This is a genomic window from Candidatus Binatia bacterium (genome assembly GCA_023150935.1).
Lineage (GTDB): Bacteria > Desulfobacterota > Binatia > HRBIN30 > HRBIN30 > JAKLJW01.
Genome location: JAKLJW010000021.1, coordinates 1 through 13,873, shown reverse-complemented (window position 1 = coordinate 13,873; position 13,873 = coordinate 1). Strand labels below are relative to the sequence as shown.

At 66.9% G+C, this 13,873-nt stretch carries 7 protein-coding genes; 1 reads left to right on the top strand and 6 read right to left on the bottom strand.

Translation table 11 applies throughout. The annotated features are described in order from the left end of the window. Positions 1-58 precede the first annotated feature (58 nt). The 6 genes from recJ to queA are packed head-to-tail and all read right to left on the bottom strand — an operon-like array spanning position 59 to position 6,852. Entirely contained in the window at positions 59-1,783 is a 1,725-nt protein-coding gene (recJ, locus tag L6Q96_13355) for a single-stranded-DNA-specific exonuclease RecJ (protein MCK6555546.1), read from the bottom strand. Between the two features lie 8 nt (positions 1,784-1,791). Beyond that, entirely contained in the window at positions 1,792-2,694 is a 903-nt protein-coding gene (gene secF / locus L6Q96_13350) for a protein translocase subunit SecF (GenBank protein ID MCK6555545.1), read from the bottom strand. A gap of 6 nt (positions 2,695-2,700) precedes the next feature. After that, on the bottom strand, positions 2,701-4,260 hold the full coding sequence (gene secD / locus L6Q96_13345; protein ID MCK6555544.1) for a protein translocase subunit SecD: 1,560 nt from the start codon (positions 4,258-4,260) through the stop codon (positions 2,701-2,703). Positions 4,261-4,301: 41 nt separating this feature from the next. Beyond that, positions 4,302-4,643, bottom strand: coding sequence for a preprotein translocase subunit YajC (gene yajC / locus L6Q96_13340; GenBank protein ID MCK6555543.1), 342 nt, complete (start codon positions 4,641-4,643; stop codon positions 4,302-4,304). A gap of 2 nt (positions 4,644-4,645) precedes the next feature. Then, positions 4,646-5,827 carry a tRNA guanosine(34) transglycosylase Tgt gene (gene tgt, locus L6Q96_13335; protein MCK6555542.1) on the bottom strand — a complete coding sequence of 394 codons (1,182 nt, stop codon included), beginning with the start codon at positions 5,825-5,827 and terminating at the stop codon, positions 4,646-4,648. Beyond that, positions 5,824-6,852, bottom strand: a complete 1,029-nt coding sequence (gene queA / locus L6Q96_13330) for a tRNA preQ1(34) S-adenosylmethionine ribosyltransferase-isomerase QueA (GenBank protein MCK6555541.1) — start codon at positions 6,850-6,852, stop codon at positions 5,824-5,826. The genes tgt and queA overlap by 4 nt, the downstream gene beginning before the upstream one ends. A 246-nt stretch (positions 6,853-7,098) precedes the next feature. Between queA and L6Q96_13325 the strand changes: the two genes are divergently transcribed. Beyond that, positions 7,099-13,743 carry a S8 family serine peptidase gene (locus L6Q96_13325; GenBank protein ID MCK6555540.1) on the top strand — a complete coding sequence of 2,215 codons (6,645 nt, stop codon included), beginning with the start codon at positions 7,099-7,101 and terminating at the stop codon, positions 13,741-13,743. Positions 13,744-13,873: the final 130 nt, after the last annotated feature.

Genomic DNA, 13,873 nt, shown 5'->3' with positions numbered 1-13,873 from the left:
CACCCCCTCTGGCGATCGGCGGTAAGTCGTTGATATTCAAGCCGTTTATTCGGCGAATTTACTGAGGGGCTGGAGCGCGGAGAGCGCGGAGGCGCAGTTGCGTGGTGGTCGCGCCGTTCCACTCGTTTCGTTGCGGAGAGAACAGAATGTCCAGGCGGTCGTTCTGCGCCGTCGCGCAGCCGCCCATACCGAAGCCGATCGCCGGCAGAGTCCGTCCGTTCTGCCGCAAAGTGAGGCGCAGATGACTCCCGTTTTCACCCACGAGCCGGCGCTGCACCACCTCGACGTTGCGGGCGAGAAACACGGGGGCGGGGTTGCCCGGACCGTGGGGCTCCAGAACCGCCAGCTCATCAATGAGTGCCGGTCCGATCCGGGCGAAGTCGATTTCGGCGTCGACCTGGCGGACCGGCGAGAAATCCGCAGCCGTAGTGGCAGCCCGCACCGCCGATTCGAAGCGGTTGCGCAGTTCGCCGATACGATCGCCGCAGATGGTCAAACCAATAGCCATGTAGTGACCGCCGAAGGCATCGAGCAGGTCCGCGCAAGTGCGTAACGCCCCATGCAGGTCGAGTCCATCGATGCTGCGTCCCGAACCGCGGCCGACGCCGGTCGTCGGGTCGATCGCAATCAGCACCGTCGGCCGGTAATAGCGCTCGACGAGGCGACTGGCCACGATGCCAATCACGCCCGGATGCCATTCGGTCGAGGCCAGCGTGATGCTCCGTCCGGTGGTCTGAGCCGGGTCCGCGTCGATCTGACGGATCGCATCGGCGAGAATCTCTCTCTCGATTTCCTGCCGGGAGCGGTTCTCGCCATCGAGTTCCGCGGCCAACTCCGTCGCCCGCGCAACATCGTCCGTGGTGAGCAACTCGAACGAGCGCATGGCATCGGCCAGCCGTCCGCCGGCGTTGAGCCGCGGGGCAAGGCGGAAACTGACCGCCGTGGTCGAGACCGCCTCCACCGCACTGACCGCCTTGAGGGCGACTATCCCGGGCCGGTCGGTGTCCATGATCTCGCGCAGCCCGTACTTCACGAGAACGCGATTCTCCTCGACGAGCGGAACAATGTCCGCCAGAGTGCCGAGGGCGACGAGATCCAGATGCCGGCGCACGTCGGGGAGCGGCGTCACGCCCCGGGCGCGCAGGTGCATACGCACGCCGAGGGCGAGGTAGAACGCCACGCCGGCACCGCATAAGCCCTTGAACGGGAATCCGGCGTCGGCCTCGATCGGATTGAGGACAGCCACGGCGGGAAGCGGCGTCCCGGACACCTGGTGGTGGTCGCAAACGATCGTGTCGATGCCCAGGGTCTTGGCGAGGGCGATCTCGTGATGACTGACGCCGCCACAGTCGACCGTTACCATCAGGGTGACGCCGGCCGCGGCGAGTTGCCGCACACCGGCCTCCTTGAGGCCATATCCGTCGCGCAACCGTTGCGGAATATAGACTACCGGCTCGTTTCCCAGGCTGCGCAGGAACCGCGCGAGCAGCGCCGCGCCGCTGACGCCGTCGACGTCGTAGTCGCCGTGAATCCCTATGCGCTCGCCACGCGCCAGCGCCGCGGTCACCCGCTCGGCGGCGGCCGGCATCTGCCGAAACAGCATCGGCGAACGGAGGTCCGTCGATAGCTTGGCCCCGAGGAATGCCGTCGCCGCCTCCGGTGTCGTGACGCCACGCACGGCCAGCAGGTGACCGAGCAGCGGCGACACCCTGGCTGCGTCAGTAATCAGAGACGCGGCGCCGTCCGGGCAGGGCCGCAGCCGCCAGCGCCGGGCAATCGCCATGTTCCCGGTCAGGTACGGCGCTCCGGAAAGTAGAGCACGATGGGCGAGGCGATGAAGATCGACGAGTACGTTCCGACGACAAACCCCACCAGCAGGGCGAAGGCGAATCCGTTGATGACGTTGCCGCCGAGGAGGTAGAGCGACAGCAATACCATCACCGCCGTGCCCGTGGTCAGAATCGTCCGGCTCAGGGTTTCGTTGATGCTGCGGTTGATCACGGTCGCGAGGCTATCGCGGCGGTTCTTGCGCAGGTTCTCCCGGATACGGTCGGACACGATCACGGTGTCGTTGACGGAGAAGCCGACGATGGTGAGCAGCGCCGCTACGATGGTCAGATCGAACTCGTAGTTGAACAGCGTGAGGACCCCGGTGGCAATGATGATGTCGTGGGCGAGGGCAGTCGCCGCACCAACGCCGAACCGCACATCGAAGCGAAACCAGATGTAGGCACCCATCATCAAAGTGGCGAAGAGGACCGAGAGCAGCGCCTGGCGGCGCAGGACGCTGCCGACGCGAGGTCCGACCATCTCCTCGCGCATGATCTCGACCTTATCGGCACCGAACTTTGCTTTAAGGGCCTCGGCAACCTTCGCGCCGAAACTGGTCGTCTCTTCGCCGCTGACCGGCAGCCGCACGAGGAACTCGCCTTCGGAGCCGCCCCCGGCAAAATCCTGGATGGTCGCGTCGCCGAAACCCTGGCTGGCCAGGGCCTCACGGATCTCGCCGATCGGCGTCTTTTCTGTGAAGCGCAGTTGGATGAGCGTGCCGCCGCTGAAGTCGACCCCATAGATGGGGCCGCCGTGCTTCACGAGCACGGCGATGCTCAGCAAGATCAGGATACCGGAGGCAAGCAGCGCGATGCGCATCTTGCTAACGAAGTCGATTCTTGTGCCTGGCTTGATGATTTCCATTGGACGTCACACGCTCACGGTTTGCAGCCGGCGGTAGGCCAGCAGGTAGTCGTAAACCACACGCGTACAGAACACGGCCGTGAAGACCGTCGACACGATACCGAGGCACAGAGTAACGGCAAAACCTTTGATCGGACCCGTGCCGAACTGGAAAAGAATGATCCCCGACAGGAAGGTCGTGATGTTCGAGTCGAGGATCGCCGGCAGGGCACGCTCGTAACCGGCCTCGATCGCCGCCCGTGCGGTCTTGCCGAGGCGCAACTCCTCGCGGATGCGCTCGTTGATCAGCACGTTGGCATCGACGGCCATGCCGAGGGTCAGCACGATACCGGCAATGCCGGGTAACGTCAGGGTGGCCTGGAATCCGGCCAGGGCCGAGAGCAGAAACAGCATGTTCAGCACCAGCGCGAGATCGGCGACGATGCCAGCGCCCCTGTAGTAGACCAACATGAACAGGACGACGAGCACCCCTCCGACAACGAACGACAACACGCCCTGACGGATCGAGTCGCGCCCGAGTGACGGGCCGACCGTGCGCTCTTCGGCGATGGTGACCGGGGCGGGCAGGGCGCCGGCGCGCAGCACGATTGCCAGGTCGCGGGCCTCCTTGATGTCGAAGCTGCCGGTGATAGACGCATGGCCGCCGCCGATGCGCTCGCGAATTACCGGCGCCGAGTAAACCGTATTGTCGAGTACGATGGCGAGCCGCCGCCCGACGTTGGCAGCCGTCAGGTCCTCGAACATCTTCGCGCCGCGGCTGTTCAGCTCCAGGGCCACGTAAGGCCCTTCGAGCTGCGTGGCCGGTCGCACCGCCGCATCGGCAATGACCTCGCCGGTCATCAGGGTCTTCGTTTCGACAAGATACTGAACGCGCTGCGCGCGGCCGCCAACGCGCTCGGTGTCCACGCCGGTCAGGACCTCGGTGCCGGCCGGTGGCGGAGTCCGGCCCTCGGCAACCTCCCTTGGATCGGCAGCTTCCGAGAGGATCTTGAACTCGAGCACGGCCGTGCGGCCGATCAAATCCTTGGCCCGCTGCGGATCCTGAATGCCCGGGAGTTGGATTACGATGTCCTGCGCGCCCTGACGCTGGATGATCGGCTCCGAAACGCCGAACTGGTCGACGCGGTTGCGAATGGTTTCGAGCGACTGGTCGAGGGCGAACTCGCGCAGCCGGCGTTCTTCGCGCTTCGACAGCGCGAGATCGAGATTGACGCTGCCGTTCTGGGTTTGCGACCCTGTCACCTCGAGGTCCGGGAAGCGCTCCTTCAGGAGATCGGTGACCGCCGCGCGGTCGCTGTTCGGCACCCTGACCTCGATGCGTCCGTCGCGGCGCGTGACGCTGTCGGCGTTCAACTTGGCCTCCGTCAGCTCGCGGCGCAGCGCTTCCACGGTCTGGTCGAGCGAGTTCTGCACCGCTTTCTGCAGGTCTACCGACAGCAGCAGGTGCGTGCCGCCCTGGAGATCGAGGCCCAGGTGGATACGCTGGCTCGGCAGGTAGTCCTTCCATGCCTGCGGCAGCTCGGTAACGAACGTCGGTACCAGGTACACGACCGCCGCGAGGACCATCGCGGCGATCGCACCGATGCGATAGAGGAGGGAGCGGTTCTTCACTTCTGCTTGTCCTTCTCTTTGGAGTCGCCGTTGGCGGCGCTGGTAGCGAGTGCGGCGATCTGCGGACGATCGATTCGAACGCGAACGTTCGGTGCGATCTCCAGGGTGACGATTCGATCGGAGAGCTGGACGACCTTGCCGTAAAGGCCGCCGGCGGTAACCACCTCGTCGTTCTTCTTCAGGCTGTCGAGCATTTGCCGGTGGTCGCGCGCCTTCTGTTGCTGTGGCCGGATGACGAGGAAGTACATGACCACGAAGATCAGAACGATAGGAGCGAACTGAAGGAGAGCCGACGGGGCGTCCCCAACTGCCCCCTGGGCCCACGCGCTACCAAGCATGACTAGGTTCCCTCCGACAGTTCGGCGATGCGGTCCGGCGCCCAGGCGGCAAACGTGCCGGCGGCGATTGCCGCCCGCATGTCGGCCATCAGGGCCTGGTAGAAGTGCACGTTGTGCAGGCTGGCTAAGGTAGCGCCGAGCATCTCGTTTGTGGTCGCCAGATGGCGGAGGTACGCGCGCGAAAACGAACGGCAAACGTAACAGCTACAGGTCGAATCGGGCGGGTCCTCGTCGTTTGCGTACCGGGCGAGACGCACGTTGAGGCGCCCGCGCGCCGTGAACAACATACCGTTGCGGCCGTTCCGGGTCGGCAGCACGCAGTCGAACAGGTCGAATCCCATGCCGACGAACCGAATCAAGTCATCCGGCAGACCCACGCCCATCAGGTAGCGTGGGCGCCCGTCCGGCAGCGCCGCGGTGGTCGCCGCAGCCAGCTCCCACGTCACCTCGCGATCCTCCCCTACACTTAAACCCCCCACGGCATAGCCGGGAAAGTCGAGCGCTACAAGCTCGGCGGCCTGCCGGATTCGCAGATCGACGTGGAGTCCCCCCTGCACGATGGCGAAGGCCATCTGCCCGGCAGGCCGGACCACGTCGCGCGAGCGCCTGGCCCACGCCAGAGTCCGGACTGCGGCGCGCTCGACCTCGGCCCGGGGCGCGTCGGCGGCGACACACTCGTCGAGCACCATGGCGATGTCGACGCCGAGGTCGGCCTGGATGCGCAAAGCGTCCTCCGGACTCAAGAACAGCCTGGAGCCGTCGAGATGCGACCGGAACGTGACGCCTGCGTCGGTGACCGTCCGCAGCGGGGCGAGGCTGAAGATCTGATAGCCGCCGCTGTCGGTGAGGATCGGTCCGTCCCACGCCATGAACCGGTGCAGGCCGCCGCAGTCGCGAATCGTTGCCGTGCCCGGCCGCTGCGCCAGGTGGTAGGCATTGGCGAGGAGTATCTGCACGCCGGCGGCGCGAAGCTGGCTCGGCGTCAGCCCTTTGACCGTTGCCTGCGTGGCCACGGGCATGAAGGCCGGCGTGTCGACGACACCGTGGGCGGTTACCAGAGTGGCCCGACGACCGTCGCTGCCGGGCGCCCGAGCGATCGTCGCGAACGTTCCGGGTGGACCGAGATCGTCGGGCAAGGGTCGCGTCACCGGAGCCGGGGCTGCCGTCTGCGGTATCGGTGTCATTGGACGAACATCGCGTCGCCGTAACTGTAAAACCGATAACGGCGGCGAATCGCCTCCGCGTATGCATGCATCAGAGATTCATAGCCCACAAAGGCACTTACCAGCAGCAGCAGCGTCGAGCCCGGCAGGTGGAAATTGGTCAGCAGGGCGTCGACGACCCGGAACCGGTGGCCGGGCACGATAAAGCGATCGGCCCAGCGCCCGCCGGGCGCCACGGTCCCGTCGACGACGGCGGATTCGAGGGCTCGGGTGGTCGTCGTCCCGACGGCGATCACGCGGCCGCCGGCAGCGCGCGTTGCCGCAATTGCGGCCACGGTGGCGGGCGGAATGGTGCTCCATTCGGCTTCCATGACGTGGCGCCGCACGTCCTCGCAACGCACCGGCCGGAAGGTGCCCGGCCCGACGTGCAAGGTCAGCGTCGCGAAGCGGGCTCCCCGTTCTTGCGCCGCGGCGACGAGGGCCGGGGTGAAGTGCAGGCCGGCCGTGGGGGCGGCAATGGCCCCGCTAACGGCGGCAAACATGGTCTGGTAACGCTCGCGGTCCAGCGGCAACGGGCCGTCAGGACGCTTGATGTACGGCGGCAAGGGCAGCTCCCCATGCTCCGCCAGCCACGCCGTTACGTCGAGTCCCTCATCCACACGGAGACAGTAACGGCCGCCGCCGAGGCGCTGTGCGACGCCCGCGCGAACGCCGCCCTCGCAGTCGATGACGGTGCCCGGAGAAAGTCGCTTCGCCGGCTTGCCGAGGCAGAGCCAGTGGCCGGGAGCTTCAGCGCGGATCCAGAGCAGCTCCACGGCGGCGTTGCCCGCGGTCCGCCCGAAAGTTCGCGCCGGAATTACGCGGGTATCGTTCACGATCACCAGGTCACCGGGACGCAGGAACGCCGGCAGGTCGGCGACGGTCGAGTGTTCGAGTTGGTCGGAACCTCTCGCAAGTACCAGCATCCGGGCCGCATCGCGGTCCGGCGCCGGGGATTGCGCGATCAACTCCGGTGGTAGCGGGAAGTCGTAGTCGGCGAGCCGTATCTGTGCGTCGCCACACCCGCGTGGGGTCGTCGTCATCTCCATAGGAATCCGGGAATGGCCACCGTGCGCCGGCGAACACATCCGGCCGCTTACCGCCGGCCCACGGCGCGCGGGTTGAACCATACCCCGCGGTGCGGAGTCAAGGCGCGTTCTGGACGCTACCAGAATACTCTTGACGGCGAATTTCACCGCAGCGTATAAGGCGGCGTCTCGCGACGAACCGTCCTTCCGCGGGCAGGGGGAGCCATGTACGACACATCACGCCGGGTGGGGCTGAGGCTGTGTGCGCCGGTTACCGGGCGCGCCGTTACGGATCCGGGCCGTCGGGTGCAGTCAGGGAGTGCGGCCCGCAAGGCCGTTGCACCCGTAAGCCGGCCTGCGGCCGGTTCGCTTCGGATAGCGCTGGCGGTTGCGATGCTGCTGGCCTCGCCGAGTGCGCCGCTGATCGGAGCAGGGACCGCGAGGGCGCTTATGCCCGGGCCTCCGGGCGAGTCCTCGGGACAAGACCGTGCGTCGGCTGCTTCGGAATTCGATGCGGTCATCGTCGAGCTGGTCTCTCCACCGGCGGCGGTAACGGGAGCGGGCGGGCTTCCGGCGGCGGGCGCCGAACGCGATCGGCTGCGGCGCGCGATCGTGAGCCTCGAGCGACAGCACCGCAGTGCGCGGGGGGTGGGTACTGCCAGTGCCGCCCCGATCGTTGACCGTGAGTTCCGAGTCGTCCTCAACGGTTTCGCGGCGCGCCTCTTGCCGGAGACCGCTTCCGCGGTGCGGGCGTGGCCGACCGTGAAGCGGGTTGTGCCGGATGGCCGGGTGCAGGCTCTGCTTGACGTGAGCGTACCGCTGGTGCGGGCGCCGCAGTTCTGGGCCGATCTCGGGTACCGCGGCGCCGGCACGAAGATCGCCGTGATCGACACCGGAGTCGATTACACGCATGCGGACCTCGGGGGTTGCTTCGGGTCGGGCTGCAAGGTGATCGGCGGCTACGACTTCGTCAGCGGCGACAGCGACCCCGCCGACGATAACGGCCACGGTACCCATGTGGCGGCGACCGCGGCGGGTTCCGGTGGGCTCGCCGGCGTGGCGCCGGAGGCGCAGATTCTGGCGTACAAGGTGCTGGACGCGGGCGGTTACGGATCATGGTCGAGCGTGATTGGCGGCATCGAGCTGGCAACCGACCCGAACGGCGATGGCGACCCGAGCGATCATGCCACGGTGGCCAATCTCAGTCTGGGCGGCCCTGGCGACGAGAATGATGTCGTGTCTGCGGCCATCGACAACGCGACGGTGGCCGGGATGCTGTGTGTCATTGCCGCCGGGAACTCGGGGCCCGGTTATTTCACGCTTGGCAGTCCCGGGGTGGCGCGCACTGCTCTTACCGTCGCCGCTACCGACGACGCCGACGGCGTGGCCTGGTTCAGTTCCCGCGGACCGACAGAGGTCGAAGGACTCCTGAAGCCCGAGATGGCGGCGCCCGGCGTGGACGTCTGCGCCGCCATGGCGGTGAACACAATGCTCGGCCCGCTCTGCATCGACGGGCAGCACATGTACATTTCGGGAACCTCAATGGCCACGCCCCATGTTGCGGGGGCCGCTGCTCTGCTGCGTGGGTTGAGGCCGGCTCTGACGCCGGAGGAGGTCAAGGCACTCCTTCAGCAGTCGGCGCACCAGTTGCCGTTCGATGTCACGACCGTCGGGGCGGGACGCCTCGATGTGCGTCAGGCGGCGGATAAACAGACCATACTGAGCCCGGCGCCACTCAATTTCGGCGTCGATCGCGACCTGAGCGGCACGTGGGTGCGGTCGCGTTCGGTTACCGTCCGCAACCTCGGTAGCCAGGCCAAGAACTACGAACTCAGCGTGGGAAGCGGTTTTCCGGCGGGCGTGGCCGTGATGCTGACCCCGAGCGTGTTCACACTGCAAGCCGGTGCGGCCGCGACGGTGGCCGTCGAGATTTCGGTCGACAACGCGCTGGTTCCCGACAGTGCGGCCCCGCCGTACGTCTACAGCGCTGCCCTGACCGCAACGGTGGGCGCCGAGCAAGAGTCGATCGCGATCGGCTTCGCCAGGTTGACGCCTCCGACGAACGACGAGTGTACCGCTGCGGCCGTGATTGCGGCGACGCCGTATGACGACCTGCGCTCGACCTCCGGGGCCACGGTGGCGCCTGGAGACCCCGCCGTTCCGTGCGGCTGCGGCGCCGACTCCGCTACCGTTTGGTATGCGTATACGGCAACGGCGGACGGCATTCTGCGGGTCGACACCGGCGGGAGCAATTACTTCACCGTGGTGTCGGCGTTTACGGGCACCTGCGGGTCGACGACGCCGGTCGTATGTGGTCACTCGTACCTTACCGTACCCGTCGTCGCGGGAACCTCATATCTGCTCCAGGTAGCCAGCTATTGCCAGCAACCCGGCGGCAACCTGCACCTGACGGCGACGTTTGCGACGGATGTCGATGGCGACGGGGTCGGCGATGACGTCGACAACTGCGCCAGCCTGCCCAACCCGGGTCAAGAAGATGTCGACGGCGACGGTATCGGCGACGCCTGCGATCCGTGCGTGGACAGCGATCAGGATGGTTTCGGCAATCCCGGATACCCGACGAACTCCTGCCTCACGGACAACTGCCCGTACGCGCCCAACGTCGATCAGTCCGACGGCGACGGCGATGGCGTGGGCGATGCCTGCGACAACTGCGCCACGCTGGCCAACGCGGGACAGGAGGATTGCGACTACGACGGGCAGGGGAACGCGTGTGACCCGGACGATCCGGACGGCGACGGTCTGAGCGGGGCGGCCGGGGACAACTGCGCCTGTGCAGCGAACCCGGAGCAACGCGACGTCGACGGCGACGGTTACGGCGATCTGTGCGACGACTGCGCCGGGCCGGGCGTGACCGACTACTACGACGGCGACGGGGTCTGCGACGGGCGCGACAACTGCCCGTATCATTACAACCCGAACCAGCGCGACACCGACGGCGACGGCCGCGGCGACGCGTGCGACCCGGTGTGCGTCGGGCTGGGAGCGGGCGACGTCTACGATTCGGACGCGGACGGCGTCTGCGACGGGGCGGACAACTGCCCCTACGCCTTCAACCCGGTGCAGTCGGATTGCGACGGCGACGGCGTCGGGGATGCGTGCGATGCGGGGACGGTGGACTATGACTCCGACGGCGTTGCCGACGGCTGCGACCGCTGCCCGACGGCGGCCGACCCGATTCAGAGCGACTGCGATGGGGACGGGGTCGGCGATGTTTGCGATGCGGACACGGTGGACGCGGACGGCGACGGCGTGGCGGACGCGTGCGACAATTGCCCGAGCAACTGGAATGCGGAACAGCGCGACTGGGACGGCGACGGGCGCGGCGATTACTGCGACAACTGCGCGACCACGTCCAATACGGACCAGACCGACGCGGATGGCGACTGGGCGGGGGATGCCTGCGATACGTGTCCCGTCGTGGCCCTCGCCTGGGGGGACTCGGACCGGGACGGCGTGGACGATGCGTGCGACACCTGCGTCGATCACGATCGCGACGGGCGTGGTACCCCGGGCTACCCGGCGGCGACATGTCCGACGGACATTTGCCCGTACAACTACGATCCCGCGCAGACGGATGTGGACGGCGATGGACTGGGGGATGCCTGCGACAACTGCCCGACGGTGCCCAATCCTGAGCAATCCAACTTGGACGGCGATCCTCTGGGCGACGCGTGCGACGATTGCACCGATTTCGATGGTGACGGCTTCGGGCTGCCGGGACTCCCTGCCAGTGTGTGCCCGGCGGACAACTGCTGGTACGGTTACAATCCCGGCCAGGAAGACACCCTCGACGGTGACGGGGTTGGGGACCTCTGCGATGCCTGTGTCGGTCCTGGAGCTTACGATGCCGACGGCGACGGGGTGTGCGACGCCGTCGACAACTGCGTCGCCACAAACAACCCGGATCAGGCCGATGCCGACGGCGACGGTCGTGGCGATGCCTGCGACAACTGCATTGCCAACTTCAACCCGCGGCCCGTTCCCTTCCTGTCCACCGGCCATCTCTACAAGGTCGCCGCGCAAGGCGCGGAGCCGGGGTTCGAACAGCCAGGATTCGACGATTCCGGTTTCCGTGTGGGCGGTGGCGGGTTCGGCACCGGCCAGTGTGCATTGGATGCCGCTACCTATTGGCCGCCTTACACCGATCTCCTGGTGCGCAAATGGTTCCTCGTTCCCGCCGGCGCAAGCGGTCTGACCGTGCGCATCGCGATCGACAACGCCGTTCAGGTGTTCGTCAATGGCGTGGACGTCTCCGGCGGGCTCCAGGGACGCGGCGGCTGCGCGACGCGTAGCGACTTCGCCTTCGCCGTGCCGGACGCGGCGCTGCAGGCCGGGATGAACCTGCTCGCTGTGCGGGCGGTCGATTACGGCGGTGCCACGTACTTCGACGCTGAACTCGACTGGACCGGTTCGTGTAACTTCTACTACACGCGACCGTGCGGTAACGGCGCCGTGGATGCCGCCGAGGAGTGCGATGACGGCGGCATCTGCATCGGCGGAAACACGGCCGGCGCGTCGTGTACTTCGGACGCTCAGTGCGGTTTCGACCAGCCCGGCGTTTGCGAAGGCGGGTTCAAGGTGGGTTCGGCGTGCCGCTACGACTCCGACTGCCCCGACTCCGTGTGCGTGCGGTGCCGGACCTTCGGCGGCGACGGGTGTGCGGCCAACTGCACGTGGGAGACCAGCGTCACCTTCCCGCTCGAGCCCGGTGTGATCGAAGGGGTGAACGTCAAGCCGGGAACCAGCGGAGTAAAGCTCTTCAGCGACGTGATCGGTGAACTGCCGCTGGCGCTGACCGGACAGCAGACACTCACCATCGGGAAGGAACGCGACGGCAACATGCCCGCCGTCATCAAGGCGGCGAGCGTGCAGTTCCCCAAGATCCCGATATACAGTATCGCCTGTGCCTGCGTCCGTGCTCTACCGGTCAAGACCTGTGGCGGCACCCTGTTCACGGAAGACGGTCAGTTGGCCGGGAACTGCAGCGACAACATTCCGCTGCCGGTGACCTGCCCGGCCGAGCGGCCGTGTACCTTCGTGAACGGTCCCGGCAACTCCGCGGCCGGGGTGATCGGGTGCCACGGCCTGCAGCCGGTCGACATCGCGTTTACGCAGGACTGCAACGGTGAGGAAGGCGGGGCTCCGATGGCGCCGGCGTTCGTCCTCAGCGGCTCCGGTCCACCGGGGTCGGCCGTTATGTTGAACACGTTACAGGTCGGGACGCAGACCGGTCTGTGCTCTGGGAGCTTCTGCACCGATGCCGATCCGATCGGGCAACGCGGCAACCCGACGATTGCACCTTACACGACCGGTGCGGCCACGAGTGCGGCGCTGAACATCAGCAACCTCCCGGGCTTCCATCTGGGACCTCATTCGACCAGCGGTTCGGTGTTCAGTTGCGCTGCTCTCACGGCGAACCCGCCGAGTGCCGGCGGGGCCAACCTCGCTACCGCGTTCCCTTCGTGCGATGCGCCGACGGTCGCCGATACGGTTGTCGTGGGCAATGTTGTTGCGGCGGGTGCGCCGCCGGGGGTGCAGGTTGGCCTGCCGCCCAGTGCCTCGGGCGGCCGGGGCAGCAATGTCGTCGTTCCGGTGTCGATTTCCGGGAGCAGCGGTATCGCGGCGGCGGATCTGACCGTCCGTTTCGACCCGGGCGTCATCGAGGTGGTGCAGGTCGCGACCACCCCCGTGTCGGTGCATTGCACGGTGACCGCGAACGAGGTCACCCCCGGGGAATTGTTCATCGGGGTCGCATGTTCAAGTCCGGTTACCGCCGGCGGATCGCTCGTCGACGTAACGTTCCGGTTGCTCGGGGACTGCGACGCGAGCAGTGTCCTGGACCTGAGCCGTTGCCTCCTCGACGAGGGCAACGTTCCGTGCAGCGCGGTCGACGGCGGGTTGAGCGTGGTGTGCAAGCTGCGGGGACGCGTGTCCTACTACAGCGATCCGAGTCGCGCCGTACCGGGAACGAAGATAGCCCTCGTCGGTGCACCGTCGTTCGACGGCGACACCGATTGCAGTGGGAGCTTTGGCCTCGGCGGCTTTGCCGACGGGAACTGGCAGCTCGAACCGACGAAAACAGGCGATTTCGGCACCGGGATCAGCTCACTGGATGCCGCTTACGTGCTGCAGAACGTCGTCGGTCTGAGGACGCTGAACGAGGGGCAGAGGCTGGCCGGAGACGTTACGGGCAACGGTGGGTCGCCTTCGGCGCTCGACGCCGCGCAGATCCTGCGGTTTGTGGTCCGGCTCATTACGCGGCTTCCGATTGGCGACCTGTGCGGTTCTGACTGGGGTTTCATTCCGGCGCCGGCCGGCCCGTACACCCCGGTGCCACCGGCGATGAACGGCGCGTGCGGGCGTGGGCGTATCGACTACGCACCACTGGTCGGGCAGGCGACGGGACAGGACTTCGTCGGCGCCCTGTTCGGGGACGTGACGGGGAACTGGCGATCGGACGGGTGCGGTGGCGGCGGTGGCGCCGCCGGTCTCGCGGCGGGATCGAGCCCTGCTGGCGAAGTTAGCCTGGGACGGGCGAGGCGTCGCGACGGCTTGCTGCGGGTACCGGTTGACGTATCCGATGCGAACGGATTCAACGCGCTCGATCTGCGCGTTGCTTTCGATCCGGCGTTGCTGCGACCGCGCGGTGTGCGCCGGGTAGCGGGCGTACCTGAGATCGCCGTTGCGAGTAACGAGATCGAGCCGGGTGTCCTCGCCGTGGCACTGGCCGGCGGTCAGAAGCTCGGGAATGGAACGGTGGTGATGTTGCAGTTCGAGACGATCGGAACCGGGCACGCGGTTGGCGATGTCGATATCGTCTCGGCCGACCTCCAGAGTGCGGAATGAGTAACGGGGAGACAGGGTCTGACTGCCCGGCGAGTTCGTGCCTCAGGCTGCCGTTCGGCATCCACCCCGTACCCGTACTCAGCGAAGCGGTACACGTACTCGTACCCGGATCCGGACTGAGGGCACGCAG

Bases quoted from the DNA above. Each gene is read 5' to 3' on its own strand.
- yajC (MCK6555543.1), bottom strand. From the start codon at position 4,643: ATGCTTGGTAGCGCGTGGGCCCAGGGGGCAGTTGGGGACGCCCCGTCG.
- recJ (MCK6555546.1), bottom strand. From the start codon at position 1,783: ATGGCGATTGCCCGGCGCTGGCGGCTGCGGCCCTGCCCGGACGGCGCC.
- secD (MCK6555544.1), bottom strand. From the start codon at position 4,260: ATGGTCCTCGCGGCGGTCGTGTACCTGGTACCGACGTTCGTTACCGAG.
- tgt (MCK6555542.1), bottom strand. From the start codon at position 5,827: ATGACACCGATACCGCAGACGGCAGCCCCGGCTCCGGTGACGCGACCC.
- secF (MCK6555545.1), bottom strand. From the start codon at position 2,694: ATGGAAATCATCAAGCCAGGCACAAGAATCGACTTCGTTAGCAAGATG.
- L6Q96_13325 (MCK6555540.1), top strand. From the start codon at position 7,099: ATGTACGACACATCACGCCGGGTGGGGCTGAGGCTGTGTGCGCCGGTT.